General features: G+C 41.5%; 9 protein-coding genes and 3 tRNA genes. 4 read left to right on the plus strand and 8 right to left on the minus strand.

Features of this window, described 5'->3' with window-relative positions:
* The first annotated feature begins 623 nt into the window (after positions 1-623).
* On the plus strand, positions 624-2,987 hold the full coding sequence (locus tag HWQ58_RS31830) for a CHASE2 domain-containing serine/threonine-protein kinase (protein WP_292871832.1): 2,364 nt from the start codon (positions 624-626) through the stop codon (positions 2,985-2,987).
* A 352-nt stretch (positions 2,988-3,339) separates the two neighbouring features.
* On the opposite strand, the gene gorA is transcribed toward HWQ58_RS31830, so the two are convergent.
* Together gorA and HWQ58_RS31840 are read right to left on the minus strand one after the other, a co-directional pair.
* Positions 3,340-4,686, minus strand: a complete 1,347-nt coding sequence (gorA, locus tag HWQ58_RS31835; protein ID WP_292871834.1) for a glutathione-disulfide reductase — start codon at positions 4,684-4,686, stop codon at positions 3,340-3,342.
* 333 nt (positions 4,687-5,019) lie between these two features.
* Positions 5,020-7,341 carry a tetratricopeptide repeat protein gene (locus tag HWQ58_RS31840; RefSeq protein WP_292871836.1) on the minus strand — a complete coding sequence of 774 codons (2,322 nt, stop codon included), beginning with the start codon at positions 7,339-7,341 and terminating at the stop codon, positions 5,020-5,022.
* Positions 7,342-7,576: 235 nt separating this feature from the next.
* On the opposite strand from HWQ58_RS31840, the gene HWQ58_RS31845 reads away from it, so the two are divergent.
* On the plus strand, positions 7,577-8,428 hold the full coding sequence (locus tag HWQ58_RS31845) for a peptidoglycan-binding protein (RefSeq protein WP_292871838.1): 852 nt from the start codon (positions 7,577-7,579) through the stop codon (positions 8,426-8,428).
* Positions 8,429-8,529: 101 nt separating this feature from the next.
* Here HWQ58_RS31845 and HWQ58_RS31850 read toward each other — a convergent pair whose 3' ends face one another.
* The gene (locus HWQ58_RS31850; RefSeq protein WP_292871840.1) at positions 8,530-9,189 is read right to left on the minus strand and encodes an exonuclease; all 660 of its coding nucleotides are present in this window, start codon (positions 9,187-9,189) and stop codon (positions 8,530-8,532) included.
* A gap of 151 nt (positions 9,190-9,340) precedes the next feature.
* Here HWQ58_RS31850 and HWQ58_RS31855 point away from each other — a divergent pair, with 151 nt between their 5' ends.
* Positions 9,341-11,305 carry a hypothetical protein gene (locus tag HWQ58_RS31855; protein ID WP_292871842.1) on the plus strand — a complete coding sequence of 655 codons (1,965 nt, stop codon included), beginning with the start codon at positions 9,341-9,343 and terminating at the stop codon, positions 11,303-11,305.
* 204 nt (positions 11,306-11,509) lie between these two features.
* On the opposite strand, the gene HWQ58_RS31860 is transcribed toward HWQ58_RS31855, so the two are convergent.
* The 4 genes from HWQ58_RS31860 to HWQ58_RS31875 all read right to left on the minus strand — a co-directional run bounded on the left by HWQ58_RS31860 (position 11,510) and on the right by HWQ58_RS31875 (position 13,621).
* On the minus strand, positions 11,510-13,111 hold the full coding sequence (locus tag HWQ58_RS31860; protein ID WP_292871844.1) for a TROVE domain-containing protein: 1,602 nt from the start codon (positions 13,109-13,111) through the stop codon (positions 11,510-11,512).
* Between the two features lie 37 nt (positions 13,112-13,148).
* Positions 13,149-13,274: transfer RNA gene (locus HWQ58_RS31865), tRNA-OTHER, on the minus strand.
* Between the two features lie 46 nt (positions 13,275-13,320).
* A tRNA-OTHER gene (locus HWQ58_RS31870) sits at positions 13,321-13,447 on the minus strand.
* Positions 13,448-13,491: 44 nt separating this feature from the next.
* A tRNA-OTHER gene (locus HWQ58_RS31875) sits at positions 13,492-13,621 on the minus strand.
* Between the two features lie 542 nt (positions 13,622-14,163).
* Here HWQ58_RS31875 and HWQ58_RS31880 point away from each other — a divergent pair.
* Positions 14,164-14,889 (plus strand): hypothetical protein, encoded by a 726-nt coding sequence (locus HWQ58_RS31880; protein WP_292871846.1) that lies wholly within the window; start codon positions 14,164-14,166, stop codon positions 14,887-14,889.
* 137 nt (positions 14,890-15,026) lie between these two features.
* Here HWQ58_RS31880 and HWQ58_RS31885 read toward each other — a convergent pair whose 3' ends face one another.
* Positions 15,027-16,199: a quinone-dependent dihydroorotate dehydrogenase gene (locus HWQ58_RS31885; protein ID WP_292871848.1), complete on the minus strand. Its 1,173-nt coding sequence runs from the start codon at positions 16,197-16,199 to the stop codon at positions 15,027-15,029.
* Between the last annotated feature and the right edge of the window lie 19 nt (positions 16,200-16,218).

Consider the following 16,218-nt stretch of genomic DNA (forward strand, 5'->3'; position numbering starts at 1 on the left):
CCTACCTCTTTCAAGACATAAAAACGCCTACAATATTGGAGTTGAGATCCAGGGTGTTAACCTGATTCACCCAGCACAGCAAGAGCCACCCGGCGATCAAAATCTACCCATAAAATTGACCCAGTAACAGCATTCATCGCTGCATAACACTAAAGTTTACTCCTAAAGAGGTATAACATCGGCTTAAGGTAAAATATAAATTAATGCCTATCTTTCGGTAAAGCTGTCAGTATCAGGACACCGTTTGTGGAGATTACCAACATTGCACCAAAGACAGAAGACAGCCTTGGAAGTGCTTCTGGTATAGCACCCAGTTAATAACGTGTATGTTGGTTAGGTGAGGGTAAAATCTTGCCACAACCAAATGCACAGGTAGAGTATATCCGGCTCCAATCTATGAGACAATCACTACTTGTAACTCATTCAACAGAAAAAGAATAAATTAACTAGTGGTTGAGTAAGAATTTCTTGGGGGCTAGCTCTGCCAATCAAAGTTTGTTGATCAATAGAAGATACTTTACAAATGTATAAGATTATCATTTAAGTCTTATTTCAATGTGCTTACACTAAAACGTGGTCTGAATAAATAAAAGTGTTGGACTTAAATCAATCAGTAACACGATATGGCAGAAGAACCTACATCTACCTTAACTAAAAACTATGTCTCTACTGCCAAAGGACTGTCAAGTAAACCAACAAAAGTGACTTCTACAGCATCTGCTCGCCACTCCCGGTGGATGGTTCGCTTAGGTCATCTACTGGCAGGTACTTGGGCAATCGGGGGCGCACTATTGAGCGCTTCTGGTGGAGAATTGGTTCAATTGATGGACAATCAGGTGCTTTCTGGCTTTTTTCAACTGCGCGGGCCGATCACACCTCCAGAAGACATTGTAATTTTAGCAATAGACGATCAGTCAATATCGGTTCCCGAACAGTACTATAAAACAGATCCGAAACAGTATGCCTACTTAGAAACACTAAAATCTTATCCTTATAAACGTGCTGCATACTCCCAGGTAATCACAAAATTAATCGAAGCAGGTGCTCGCGCTGTAGCATTAGATGTAGTTTTTGACACAGCAAGCAGTTATGGAGTTACGGACGATCGCCAATTTCAGGCAGTATTGCAAAAATATGGCAAAAAAGTTACTTTAGCAGCCGTCTACGAAAATTCCCAGACGCACCAAGGCTCTTTTACGCAACTAACAGACCCACAACAAATGTTTCGTACAGGGTCAGTATCCATTGGCTCAGTTAATTTTCCTTTAGAAGTAGATGGAAAAATTCATCGATTAGCGAGTGAGTTTCCCAAATTATTAGGTGAAGATAATCAATTTACCAAAAAGCAACTCTCTTTTGATGAAGCAGCGCTGAGGGCAGCACAAGTAAATTATCCTCAACCAAAGGGCGATCGCATTTATTTTTGGGGGCCTGCGGGTACATTTGAGCAAAAACCTTTTTGGCACGTACTCGACCCGGAAAACTGGAACAGCTATTTGCAGCAGGGAAAGGTGTTCAAAGACAAGATCGTGCTGATTGGTGCAACAGATCAGTTACATAATGATTATTATCCAGTCGCTGGTAGTAATAGCACTGAATCGATGTCGGGCGTAGAAATTCACGCCAATGCGATCGCAACTTTGATGACAGGGAAAGCGATCGCCCCAGGGATTAAGAGTCCACCATTGCAGGGTTTGTTTGTGCTAATGCTAGTGGGCAGTTCAGCCTTGATGATTAGCAGACGCAAGCGTAGCATCCATAGATTTTTCTATAGCCTGGCCTTGTCTGGCACTTGGGGAGTAATTAGCTATGGGTTATTTGTCTATGGTCAGTTAATTTTTCCCACCAGTGTACCAATGATGGCGATCGCCATGACCGGAATTTGCTATTTAGCAACCTCAGTCATCAGGGAAAGCATCAGAAAACGCCAATTAGTAGACATTTTTCAGAAGTATAAAACTTCCCCCGTTGTCCAAGAGATTATCAGCCAACAAGATGACTTCCAACACCTAATCCAGCAACGAGATTTAGCCTTATCAGGGAAAGTTTTGGCTGGACGATACAAAATTGTCAAAGTTCTCGGTTGCGGTGGATTTAGTGAAACCTACATTGCCGAAGATACCCAACGTCCTGGAAATCCGCGATGTGTTGTCAAACAACTAAAACCAGCCAACACCAAACCAGAAGGATTGCAACTTGCCAGACGTTTATTTAACTCAGAGGCACAAACACTAGAAAAATTGGGAAGGCACGCTCAAATTCCTCAACTTTTGGCCTATTTTGAAGAAGATGAAGAATTTTATTTAGTGCAAGAAGAGATAATTGGTCATCCTTTAAATCAAGAACTTTTAGCAGGTAGAGCAATTGAAGAAATTGCCGCGATCAAAATTATCAGGGACTTATTGCAAACATTAACATTTGTCCATGAAAACCACGTGATTCATCGGGATATTAAACCCAATAATATCATCCGGCGACACTCAGATGGAAAACTGGTGTTGATTGACTTTGGAGCCGTTAAGGAAGTCGGCATCAAACAGCTTGATCGTCAAGAGTCAACCCCTTTCACCATTGGAATTGGTACTCAGGGTTACGCACCAAGCGAACAATGTTTTGGGCGTCCACATTACAGTAGTGATATCTATGCAGTTGGTATGGTTGGGATTAAAGCCTTAACTGGTGTAGCACCCCGTGAGCTAGATAGAGATGCTAACGGGGAGATCAAATGGAGCGATCGCACTCAGGTGAGTCACTCCCTAGCTCAGATTCTCAGTAAAATGGTGCTGGATGACTTTAAACAGCGATATCAGTCTGCATCAGAAGCTCTTAAGGATCTTGAAGCTCTTAAAGCTCTTCAAGCACTTGACGATTTGGTAAATTCCCAACACAGACACTATATCCCACAAGATGACTTATTAATGAATACTTTAGATGAATTAAGCGCTCCCACAAAATCTTACTCAGAAGGACAAGAGACTTCCAATTAACAATTCAAAATTCAAAATGACGCTCTCTACGAGACGCTGTGCGTAGCTTGCTTCTCTGTAAGAGTACGCGGACTCGCTTGCCGCCGGCGCTAACAAAATTCAAAATTCAAGACATTTTGAGTTGGGGATTTAAACCCCGACTCAAAATATGCTAAGTGTAGACATAGGGGATTTAAACCCTTGAATGTATGATAAAAAAGTATCCAATTGCTGTGGAAGCTGTTCTTGAGTAGGGGAAGCAAAATCTGATAGTTGTAATTTAATTTTTGGAGTTGCCATATAGTGGGGAGATGAGAAGAAGGATTTCCCCCTTCTCTGTTTGTGGCTTTTTCACTCAGCCCTGCACATGATTTTAATTTAACGACAGAAATTCTTCTCCTGTTGTGGGATGAATGGCTATGGTTTGATCAAAATCTTCCTTAGTAATGCCTTTGCGAATTGCCACACCGAGGCTTTGAATGATATCTGCTGCGTGTTCACCCACCATATGAGCGCCCAAAACTTGTCCAGAATCAGCATTAACCACTAACTTTATAGTGGTTGGCTCATTTTGTTCGATCATCTGATACAACAGTGGTTGGAATTGGGTACGGTAGCATTCTACAGATTCACCAAATTTTTCCCGTGCTTTCGCTTCCGTCATCCCTACACTAGCCGCTTCTGGACGACAAAAAACAGCAGTGGGCACATAATCATAATTTAGTTTTTGCGCCTTGTTGCCAAAAACTGTATCGGCAAAGGCAATACCTTCTGCCTTAGCCACTGGAGTCAATTGCACCCGACTGGTGCAATCACCCACAGCAAAAATATTTTCTTGGCTGGTGCGGCTGTATTCATCTACTTTGATTGCACCATCCTCGCCTAATTCAATATGGGCATTTTCCAAACCAAGATTCTTAGTATTTGGAGCATAACCTGTGGCAACTAAGATGGTATCTGCTGTAATTATTTCTTGGCTCTCACCAGTAATAGTTAACAACAAACCCTCTTCTGAGAATTTGATTTCTTGAACAGTGCTGTTGGTGAACAACTTAATTTTGCGTTTAATCAAACCCTGTTGTACAGCAGAGCGAATGTCATCATCAAATCCCGATAAAATCATCTCGTCTTTTTCAATCACCGTCACTTCGCAGCCGAAAGCGTGCATCATGCTGGAAAATTCTACGCCAATGTAGCCGCCGCCAATAATTGCTAAACGTTTCGGTAGATAGGGTAGCTGAAACATCTCGCGGGATGTGATGGCGTATTCTATACCTGGGATATTGGGCTTAAGGGGTTGCCCTCCCACAGCAATTAAAATTTTGTCGGCTGTAACTTTGCGTCCATCAACATTGATAGTATGGGCATCGATGAAAGTGGCACGTTGAGATATTAATTCAATTCCAGCTTTTTGCAATTGCTGAAAATAGGATTGGTTAACGCTGTCAATGTGCTGATGTACTGACTTAATAAATAATGTCCAGTCAAAGTATGTTTGACAGTCACTCCACCCATAACTATGCGCTATTTGATTTTGCAGGGCGAAGTCAGCAGCGTAGACAATCAGCTTTTTCGGAACGCAGCCGCGATTTACACAAGTTCCACCAATGGCTTCTTCTTCGGCAACAGCGACACGTACACCATAACTAGCTGCTTTTTTAGCTGCTGCCAATCCCCCAGGCCCAGCACCAATGACAAACAAATCATAATCAAATGTCATAAAAATCTGTTCCTTTTTTACTGTTTGGAAAGCAGAGCTATTTCATCCCTTATAGTGATTCAGACAAAACTTCATCTACTGTCTTTGGATGGACAATTTGGGATGAAATCAGGCTGATAATATGTAGGATATTGCCGCATTAATAGTATTAGATCGAAAAAGAACAGCGATCGCCCAATTATTACTAACTTATATTACATTTTTTTGACAAATAACGCATCTTGTCTAGGCAGTACTTAGAAGTGCGATCGCTGGCGACAAGGTGTAACCCATTGCTTAATTTGGGCAGCAGCCATACTAGAAAACAACTGGAAATACGTTGTTTGCAGATAATTATGGGCAATCAAGTAAAGTTTGCATCTCCTGTGCATCCTTTGTCATTCCCAATTGCTCAAAACCATTGATAGCCTGAGTTGATAATTGACGGGCTTTCTCTGGACTTCCCCAATTTCTCTCCCAGCGAGCAAAAGAACGTTGGTAGCGAGCCAAACGACGTTTATTATTGGTGCTTTTGGCGACTGTTAAGCCTTGAGTTAATAGTTTTTGAGCTTCATCGCAATCATCTTGTTCAATGGCAATGTCAGCAAGCCAATTTTGAGCAGAATTGATCACCCGATGCCAATTAATTTTTTTTGCACTTTCCATCACATCTTGAAATAGCTTCTTTGCTAAAAGATATTCACCTTCTGAATAAAAGATTTCAGCCCGATGATAAAGAACGGGAATAAAATAGCGGATGTGCTTTCGCTCCTCTAGATTCGCCTCAATCACCAATTTTTCTTCTACATTTAGCCAGTGGTGTGCATCTTGATAATCTTTCTGTCTGATTTGCAGCCTAGCTATACTTTCGGCTAAGTCAGCCTGAACGCATGAATCTGCATGGTCACGTAAAACCCATGCCTGTTGTAAAATTTCGTCTGCTTTTTTCAGACTTTCAGGTGAACATTCGCGAATCAGCAGCCAGGTTTTGCGGATCATGAATTTCACTAAAGATGACCATTCACCACGTCGTTCTGATTGTTCTATGAGCCATTGCAACCAATCGAGGCGATCGTCCCAATAAGCATATAGATTGGCGTAGTGGTTCAAGAGCAACCACAAATCCCTAACTTCTGCATAGTGGTTTTGGTTTTTACACCAATAAAGTACTGCCCGCAGATTTCCTTCCTCTTCCTCTAACCTGTCGTAATGTATCCATTTTTCCCAATCTTCTCCGCCATAACTGTAGGCAAAATCCAGATACCATTTCACCCACCGATTCCGTGCTTCTTTTTCAAAATCTGGGTAAGCAGCTAATTCTGCTAAGGCATACTCACGAGTCAGAGAGAGCATCTCAAAGCGCTTAGTCTTTAGGTGGAGATTCACAAAGCAAAGTTGCTGTAAACGTGCCAAGCCATTATTTACAGCATCAGGAGCGGCTGTTAGTCCAGCAACCTCAGCTACAGCAGCTTGGATAGGAGAGTCAAGAAAAATCGCCAGTGACATCAGTAACTTGTGAGGTGGTTGTCCCTTAATTCCTTGCACTGATTGCTCAAAGCAAAAACGAGCTACATCACTTGTAGCCGAGGTCAATCGATCCAATACTGAGTTTAAAGAGTAGCCACTGGATACTTGACCGATCGCATATACGATGGCGAGGGGGATTCCATCAGTGTGATCGTACAGCCGCTTCGAGTCTTCATCGTTGATAGTTATAGCTTTTTCTTCAGCTTGTTGTTGAATCAACTGCAAACCATCATCTAAGGGCAAGTTTTGCAGACGGATCGGCAGCAAGGCAATTTGTTCACGGCTAGTAATTACTACTTTTACGCAAATGGGTAGATTGTATAAGAACTCTATGACCTCATTCCTGTCCTCTATAGTCTCCATATTGTCCACAATCAACAGTGTTCTCTGTTTCGAGAGACTTTGGCGTACACGGTCAAATTGGTCATTGGCAGGAGATTGAATAATCGTTGGGTCGTCTAAGGCATTAGCAATTTCCCGAAAGATATCGCGCAGGTTGTGCTGTCCCTGTTGCCGCCGCAAAATACTATCGGGAATGAGCTCCTGTTGTTTGGCTGAAGTGAAAATAATCGCATCAAATCTGGGTGCGTCAGAAGAGTTTTTGTTACTGGCTTTTAAGCATAGGTAAGCAGCTTCTAACACCAGTGCCGTTTTACCTACGCCACCAATACCATGCACTGTAATCATATGAGCACCATGATCCGGTGAAAGGCGTTCCAGAAGCTTCTTCATATCCGCTTCCCGACCAATAAATTGGGTGTAAGTCGGTGCTGGCAGATTGTGGGGAATGGAGCGGCTTTTGATAGCAGATACGACAGAATTTCTGCGATATCCATGTTTTTCCAAAATATACACAAGATTACTGGACTTGACACTTTTATTTGTTTCTCCTGTCAAAGTTTCAATGTCCCGATAAATATTGCTTAACCCTGCTCTGACAACAGCGTTTTTTTTGTGTAAATCTTGACCAATCTTTTTCAAGCTGTACCCACAGAGTAACCCAAGTAACAGGTCTTTTTTAGTACTTTGTCTATAACGCTTTTGAAGCGTAACCTCCAAGTTAGTCAGTAGTCGATCTATCTCCCAGTCCTGCAAAATCTTGCGATTCCAACTTTTAGGTAAATTCCAACCTTCTGACTGACCTGACATAAATATCACCCGATAAATTGGTTATCAATGTGGCATTAGTCACAACATTTTAACAAACAGAAGTTCTCTAAATCACTAACATTTTTTTAACAGTGTTAGGGCATGTCACAAATTTATTCCTTAAGCTAATTTATAAGTTTATTTTGGTCTCTACTAAGTAGAGGCTTCCCACATACTGGCTTCTCAGTTCTAGAACTGTGCCAGGTTATTTTTTCACAAATTACTCAATAAAACTATGACAAATAAAACACTTAGCTTTCTAAACCTCCTGTTTGGACTAAAACAATCCCGGCGTTATTTTCCAGAAGAGAAACAAGTCTGTGTATTCAATAAACGTCCTATATTATACCGAGGCTTTTCACCCAACTCTGCACAGGAATCAATAAATGAACTGCAAGAGCGACTGCAAGCCCAGGGTTTTCTCTCAGATATTAGTGGTAAATTTGACTTAGAAACAGAAGAGGCTGTAATAAATTTTCAGAAAGCCAATAATCTTCAGGTAGATGGAGTAGTTGGACCACTGAGTTGGGCTTGCCTTTTTTACCCACGGCTTTACCGCAATCAAAAAAGTATATCCCCAAAATTACAGGATGCAGTTAAGGAACTACAAACTATTCTCAATGAAGAAAGATTTTTCAAAAAAGAACCTGACGGGTATTTTAGTCGTGAAACTGAAAGAGGCGTTAAACGCTTTCAAAGAACTTATGGACTGAAAGATGATGGTATTGTTGGGGCTGCAACTTGGGCTGTACTTTTGGGAATGCGACAAAAAATAAATAACAATAGCTTTCTCCAGTTAGTTTATTTTCTACCACCCCAATCCTGGTTTTTATGGGAGCAGTTTTTAATGATCTCTTTCATTATGCTGGGTATTTACTTTAGCCCGATCGCAGGCGATGATCCTGAATGGAAAAGAGCGTTAGCAACTGCTTATGGGCTTACCTGTATAGTGCCTTTTCTCTTGGAGTGTTTACCGCTAAAACCGTCGAAGCAATCAAGTTTCCCGCTTTTACAATACGCTCCTTATGTGTTAACTGGTATCTTTTGGAAACCAATTATCAATTTCTTGGGGCAATTGTTTAATTAATTATTTGGTAGTTGAATAAATGATCGGCGATCAAATTTTTGCGTTGCGCTTTTTGTAAAAAAATTGCGATCGCTTCCAGCCGAGCGTAGGCGATCGCACTTTTATGCAGCAACTGCACTGAAGAAAAAATTCAGCCGATTAAGCCATTGATGCCAGACATGAATTAGCCTTGCACGGTCAAATTCAAAAATCTCTGCTTCCTCACCTGGCAAGGCTACGACAATCAGAGCATGGTTAATTTTACAGTTAAAGAGGCGATCACTATAATACCGATTTATCGCACCACCATAAGCAGCTAGTTGTAAAGGCTTGTCATAAAGCTTATCAATTCTTAGTTTTGGTTCCTGGGCTGTAGTCCATTCAATTAAATGGGGAACACCTTGGTAACGAGCAACTAAATCAACTTTCCCGGCGTAAAGTTCCTGATAGTTAGGCACAACTTGCTCAACCAGTTGAACATCGCTAAGTTGGTTTAGCACAGATTGAACGCTATCCCAGTAAGGTTGAATCAGGCTGCTGTCAGGTTTGGGTGAGTAACCTTGCAGGTGTTCTTTAATCAACTGGTGCAAGGCATTTCCTCGGCAACGGCTGTTAGCAGCGATTCGATTTGCTTCTGCATCGCCAACTTTATTACGCCAATAGGAAAGGGCGGCTAGAGACTTTGGTGGCTGTGTCGCTTTTAAAACTGTGGTAACAGCAGGAAGAAGAACACCATTATTACCTTGATAGTAGCATCGTCCGTTGATGTAAGTAGATTTCATAAGTGTTGTGAATGACTACATCAACTAGCTTCGAGGGCTGCTGTCTGAGATAGTGTCTGAGTTAAAAGTCCAAAGTGTCTGACTTTGTGTATGAGTACGTATGACTTTTAATTAACTCAGTTAAAATTATTCAAAGTTGCATATTTAAAATATGACTGGGCGATCGCTTAAAGCATCTCTAAAAGGAATAGAACAAGCAAGCAAAGCTTTAACTCGTAACGCTTTGGGTAAAAAGGCTTTAGCTTTAGAGTTAGGAATAGCTCGGTCAACAGTACATAACTTTTTTAACAGTACGGCAGTTGACCGACTTAATTTTGAAGAAATTTGTAAAAGGCTAGGTTTAGATTGGAAAAAGATAGTTGATATTCCAACTAACGAACCTAGAACAGAGCAACTTCAAGATACGACAATCAACAATAATAATTTTGTGGGGCGTGAGGAAGCGATCGCACACCTCAACAACCTTGTTAAGGAAGGCGCAAAAGTTATTCTAATTCACGCAGAGGGCGGTATAGGTAAAACAACCTTAGCTACAAAATGGTTTGAGCTTCAAGGTTTAGAGTGTCTTGAACTGCCTGTAGGAAGTACACCCCAGAACCTGAACTCAGTAGAAGATTGGGTAAGAATCAAGCTAATAAATTACTTTAAAGTAAATCCAGAGCAAAATTTTATTACTATGCTAGAGCAATTGAAAATCCAGCTAAAAACTAAAAAAATTGGTGTCTTAATTGATAATCTTGAACCTGCTTTAATAAATGGCGAGTTTATAGAACCACATCATAGCTATTATGTAGAACTATTAACTGTACTAGCTAATAAAAATGTACAGTCGATAACACTTATTACAAGCCGTGAGCAAATTTATGAACATATAGTAAAACGTATTCAAACTTTTACTAATTATGAGTTGGATGGATTGAAGCAAGAGTCATGGCAACAGTATTTTGAAATTTGCAAAATTAGTATAGATGATGATGCTCTTAGTGAAATGCACCAAGCCTATGGTGGAAATGCTGAGGCTATGTTTATCCTTAGTCCTGAGATTGTCAAAAAAGCTCAAGGGAATTTAAAAGTTTATTGGCAGGATAACCGTGAAGATATATTAAGACATAGGACTATAGAAAAACTTGTTCAACGTCAGTTTGATAAGCTCAAAAATGATAATATACAGGCTTATAAACTTCTCTGCCGTTTTGGATTTTACCCTAATCAAGGAATCAACGTACCAAAAATATGGCTATTTTGTTTGCTTTGGGATGTACCAAAAAATCGGCAACAACGGGTAATTGATGATTTATGCGATTATTCTTTAATCAAAAATTGTGATGATGAATATTACCTGCATACATTTATTCGTGCAGCATCTATAGAAAATTTCAGTTTATTGATTAATGACTTAAATAACGAGCAGCTACCTTTAATTAAAAAACAAGTTGATGCAATTTTAGAAGCAGAACCTGAGTTGCAATTATTTCTTGTATGGGTACAAGAAAAATCATCTTCCATCAAGTGTACTTTTAATAAACCAAGCATTAGAGCGTTTTACTTGTATCTAGCACTGAGTATCAATCATGCAATTTATCATCTATGTCCTAATTCTGTTATAGCTTTCTTTGAAGACGATTTTAATCCTGAAATAGCTTTTATTTTAGGTTTAGAATTAACAGAAAAATTTGACGAATTTAATAATATTTATATTGACCTTGAATTAGCCTATGCTTTTGGTGATTCTCCTAAAAAAACTGATCTTAAGCATTATGCTCTAGAACCTGAATTAGTAAAATTACTTCAAAGCTTGGAGAATAAGATTCTAGACTACAGTGCTTCCATGTCTTTCTTATATGGTGGAGGATATGAAAACTCTTGGCAGGATGATTGGTCAAGTGAAGTAAAGAATTTAGCAGGAAAACTAAGATTAATGCTAATTAAATATCGTAATATTGGGCATGACTGGAAGTTCACAGAAAGGCAACGGGACTTAGTTCAACAGTATTACAATGCTAATAAATTACTTGTTTATTGTCTCAATAGTGCTTCTGATGAAGTGCGATCGCACATCGAAGACACCCTACTCTTACCCATCGCTGAAATAGAAAAACGACCATTCAAAAATTAAATCGCCTTCTTCTTTGCACTCTTGCGTGAGGTAAAAATCAAAAACAAAGGCGGGTGCGGGGATTGAACCCGCTTATCCCCACAATGGTGGAGACGTAACCGATAACCTTAAATTCTTCGGCCCCGAAAGGCAAGTTGCGAACAAGGATAACCCGCCATGAAGCATGAAGGATAAAGTGTTTCATCCTTTACCCTTCAGCAATATTTACAATTCACCCGTAGCCAGCATCTGGATGATCCGAGGTGTACCTGGGTCGAACCCTGCCAAATCCCAAGACAGCGAATCTTCAGGATCTACCAAAGTAATTTGGTAAGGTGTCAGGGTGACATACACCGCCTTGACGTTAGGATTTACCTTTTTGCGGTACTCCTTCAGCGCTTGACTTGGATGCTTATACCCAGCCCAGCTTTCTGAGTCAGTCCAAAAGCAGACTACATCAGCTTTAAACTTATTCTTAATCATCCAGTCATAAGCTACCGATGCATCCGTTCCACCGAAGTTTTGATTGCTAGCTTTGCGAACCGCAGAACTAAAACTATCTTTAGCAGTGATACTTAATTCCCGGAATTCGGTAGCAAAACCACGAATCATGTAGTTTTTTTCTGCTTTTGCTGTCACCAGTGCCATTGTGGTGGCAATTTCACAGCAAGTCAGTCCCATATCTGCAACCATGCTACCCATAGAACCAGAAACGTCTACGGCGTGCATGAACACTTTACCTGTGGGTTGCACAACATCAAAAGACAGTTCAACCGCCTTTTCTAAAATGTCTACAATCCGAGGAACTGTGTTCCAAGTTTTCTTACTGCGTCCTAATGTTCCACCAGATTTATAAGTTTTGAGTGCTTTCAAAACATCAATTGGATGGATGCGACCTTTACGCAGATGTTCTTTGTTGTTAAGAACTGCTTCCACTTGCAGCAAGTTGGCACTTTCATCTGTTCGCAACACACCCAGTTCAGTTAAAGAACCCAAGTTACGCAACATTGCACCTATTGGCATTTCCTGAAATAGCAGCTGCCAAGCAAGCTGATCCATTTTGCCCACTGGTGCAGCCATTTCGTGGGTTAAGCGTCCTTGGGAAATAGCTTCATGGGTTTGGGTTGGATTCCGCTTCAGCCACTCATACCACCAAATCTGCGCCAATGCCTCTGAGGGGATATCTGCTGGCAATTCTTCCCAGCCTCTAACTACCCATTCAAATAGTTGACGGTGATTTTCTGTAGGCGGTTTGACATGGAACAACCGCAACGCATCTCGGTGGGAGAAACCTTGACGCTGTTGATATTTCAACAGTTGATAAGCCAAGCCTTTGACATCTTCCCTTGAGAGCCAAGTTTTACCAGCTTCCCGCACTACTTTGCCAAATCCCCGCAGAGATTTGGTGTAGTTCAGCCATTCATAGAAGTGGCTACCAGTGCGGACAACTTGCGGGAAAATTTCACCAAACGCCTGTTTTGCTTCTGGTGCTTCACCCATTGATAGCAACACTAAAGCCAAGATAGGCGCACTATTATTGATGGCGCGTCCATCGCTAGCATAGAGAATTTCTTCTGCGACACGGCCAGGATTTTCGGCAACAGCTTGTCTGACAACTGTCACAAAATCCTCAGTTAATTCCTGTTTGCCAGCGTAGTAAGTGCTTTTTGCTGTGCCAACCAACAAACAACGGCGCAGCATTTTCCAAATACCAGCATCAAACATCCAGCCGCCGGAACGTCCCTGAACCATTTCTGCTTCTCGTCCGGGGATAGGTTGATTTTGAGGTGTAGTTGTCTTCTTTTTAGTGAAAAAATTGTAATTCATCGTTTCATCTCCCGGCCCTTGCGGGCAAAAATGAAAGGTGGCAGAGCAGGATTTGAACCCGCGACATCCGGCTTAAGAGGCGATAACCCTAATTCGTCGGCCTTTTCAGGCAAAATGTGAACAAGGATGTTTTTCGGCGCTCTACCAACTGAGCTATCTGCCACATGAAAATTTTGGATTTTGGATTTTAAATTTAATCCAAAATTATTTGGTGTAGCGGAGCGGGATTTGAACCCGCGACCTCTCGAACCCTAATCGATAACCCTAATTCGTCGGCCTTTGCAGGCAAGGGGTGAACAAGGATGTTTAGCGCTCTACCTCTGAGCTACCCGCCACATGAAAATTTTGAATTTAAATTCAATCCAAAATCTAAAATTAATTGGTGTAGTGGAGCGGGAATTGAACCCGCGACCTCCCGCTTGGCAGGCGATAACCCTCAATTCGTCGGCCTTTTCAGGCAAGGTGTGAATAAGGATATTTAGGTGCTCTATCCACTGAGCTACCCACTACATATAAATTTGCTGTAACGAAGTAGGATTTTTACCTACACCTCCAGAAGTTAGATCGAGGGTGTTTTAGTTATATGCGATAACCCTCAATACGTCGGCCCTTCCGGGCAAGGTGGGCGCTCTGCCATTTAAGCTATTCGCTACTGCTGAAAGCTAACTTCCTAGTGAAAGTTGACTTGTATTATAAATGTAGTATAGGTATTATCTATTGTCAAGGGTCTAGCAAACCAATTTAGGATTATTGCTTTGGAAAGAAAAGTCTGAGGAGTACAATTAAACCGTCGCTCAAAATTTCGGGAGCAGATTATCCAATATGTATGGCGATCGCTCTCATCAAAACCCTCTTATTTTCTCTGGTAAAAAACTTTTGCGCGATCGCAGACCAATGTTAGATCACCAGAAGGTTGATAAACGTATAACTCCTACTGAGTAAAGATTTTGCCGAAAAATTTGCCGTAACTTTGCCAAAAGATACAAAAAAGTGTCTCAATTTTTGCCAATATAATAATATTATTTCCCAAAATTCACTTGGCAAAAATCGGCATGAGTGAGAAATCCATAGAAGGTAACGGTAAGGCTTTTCTCGTTCTACTTTTGCCCATCTCGTTTTTGATTATTTTCCTAGTTACCACTTGGAGAATTTTACTGGCGGTAATTGTGCTGGTAATTGCCTTCAAGCTTTGGCAGGAATATCAATGGCAACAGTGGACTATGCGAGTTAACCCAATTTTTCATCAATTGGTTCGTGAAAATCAGGGTAGACTGACACCAATGGACTTGGCAATCAGGGGCAATTTTCCTGGAACAACGGCAAAACGCTACTTGGATACTAAAGCCTCGGAATTTGGTGCCAGTATAGTCAACTCTGAAGAGGCAGGGCAGTCTTATTACTTTATAACTGCCAGCATTCTCGGCAATATTCTTGATAGTAGTGAGCCTGTTAAAGAACTTCCGGCTCAACCAGTTACTAAAACAGCGCGATCGCTCCTAGCACCACCACCAACCCCACAGGAGGAAGAACCAGAAACCGAATCACTCCCACAGCAAACCCATGAGGAAGCTAAACTATCGCTGGAAAAACAGTTAATTTTTGGCTCTCTCATTCAATCTGAACTTGCTAAACGGCTAAATGTCTATTCCAGCACGGTTTATAAACGGCGAAACGATCCAGAGTTTCCTGACTGGAGTCGCAGCAAAGACCCTGATGGTATTGCCTGGTCATACTCGGAAAAAACCAAGGAGTTTTTCCCAGTGGAGAAAGAAGTTTGAAGGAGGCAGGAGGCAGTAGGGGAAAATCACCCCTTTATTCGACCGAGAATTATTTGGCAGCCCTGAACTCTCGCTCAGTACTGTTGTCTTAAACCCTTGCTCCCTCTGGTGGTAACAGTTATAGAGTACGGATAGTCTTACTCCTTCCTCCTGCCTCCTGCCTCCTGCCTTCGTTGATTTTTGAATTCTAAACCAACAGCTTCGTTGATGGAATTTAATCCACTTTGTTCTAGCTTGGAAAGTAAATCAGCTAGAATGCGGCGTACCATCAGCGGCCCTTCGTAAATCCAGCCTGTATAAACCTGAATCAAGCTAGCACCAGCAGTAATTTTCTCCCAAGCATCTTCACCAGAAAAGATGCCACCCACGCCAATAATCGGGATTTGTCCTTGAGTTTGCTGCCAAATAAAACGAATTACCTCAGTGGAGCGATCGCGTAATGGTTCACCACTAATTCCGCCAGCTTCATCCTGGGGTGATTTGCCAGTTTGGTCAATCACTTGGGTTTTCAGTCCATCACGGCCGATCGTGGTGTTAGTAGCGATAATTCCCGCCAGGTGGTAGGTTTTAGCAAGAGTTATAATGTCAGCGATTGCTTCCCATGATAAATCTGGCGCAATCTTGACAAAAATAGGTTTTTGTGCATTGTTTTCTTGCTGTAATAAATCTAAGATGGCACTGAGCATAGAAGCATCTTGGAGCGATCGCAACCCCGGTGTATTGGGAGAAGAGACATTAACAACGAAATAGTCTCCCAAATCCTTGAGTAAGCGAAAACTATCGAGATAATCCTGTGCGGCTGCTTCTAGGGGAGTTACCTTAGATTTACCCAAATTTATCCCTATGGGTATTGATCGGGTTAACTCCTGCTTTTCTTGTGCTAATCGTGCCGCCATTGCTGCTGCACCGCGATTATTAAAGCCCATGCGATTGAGAGCAGCTTTATCCAACGGCAAGCGAAACAAACGGGGACGGGGATTTCCTGGCTGTGGATGAAAAGTTACAGTTCCCAATTCTGCAAAGCCAAAACCCAGGCTAGACCAGATGTTAGCAGCAACGCCATCTTTGTCGAATCCAGCCGCTAAACCTACGGGATTTGGGAACTTTAGCCCAAACAAATTTTGTTTTAGGCGTGAATCAGACAAGCACAACGATTTTTGTAAGCGGCGATTTAGCCAACTAGCTCTTTGTTGAGTACCTGTTTGTGATAGCCAGTGAAAACTGCGAATCGTCTGCTGGTGTAACCACTCTGGGTCTGTTTTTAGCAGATTGAACAACAGTGGACGAATTGCAACTTGATAAATATCCATTAGCTTTTATTTTTGGATC

It is taken from the genome of Nostoc sp. LPT (genome assembly GCF_017115165.1).
Lineage (GTDB): Bacteria > Cyanobacteriota > Cyanobacteriia > Cyanobacteriales > Nostocaceae > Nostoc.

Excerpts from the sequence above, each read along its gene's own strand:
- HWQ58_RS31830 (WP_292871832.1), top strand. The coding sequence starts at position 624 with ATGGCAGAAGAACCTACATCTACCTTAACTAAAAACTATGTCTCTACT.
- gorA (WP_292871834.1), bottom strand. The coding sequence starts at position 4,686 with ATGACATTTGATTATGATTTGTTTGTCATTGGTGCTGGGCCTGGGGGA.
- HWQ58_RS31840 (WP_292871836.1), bottom strand. The coding sequence starts at position 7,341 with ATGTCAGGTCAGTCAGAAGGTTGGAATTTACCTAAAAGTTGGAATCGC.
- HWQ58_RS31845 (WP_292871838.1), top strand. The coding sequence starts at position 7,577 with ATGACAAATAAAACACTTAGCTTTCTAAACCTCCTGTTTGGACTAAAA.
- HWQ58_RS31850 (WP_292871840.1), bottom strand. The coding sequence starts at position 9,189 with ATGAAATCTACTTACATCAACGGACGATGCTACTATCAAGGTAATAAT.
- HWQ58_RS31855 (WP_292871842.1), top strand. The coding sequence starts at position 9,341 with ATGACTGGGCGATCGCTTAAAGCATCTCTAAAAGGAATAGAACAAGCA.
- HWQ58_RS31860 (WP_292871844.1), bottom strand. The coding sequence starts at position 13,111 with ATGAATTACAATTTTTTCACTAAAAAGAAGACAACTACACCTCAAAAT.
- HWQ58_RS31880 (WP_292871846.1), top strand. The coding sequence starts at position 14,164 with ATGAGTGAGAAATCCATAGAAGGTAACGGTAAGGCTTTTCTCGTTCTA.
- HWQ58_RS31885 (WP_292871848.1), bottom strand. The coding sequence starts at position 16,199 with ATGGATATTTATCAAGTTGCAATTCGTCCACTGTTGTTCAATCTGCTA.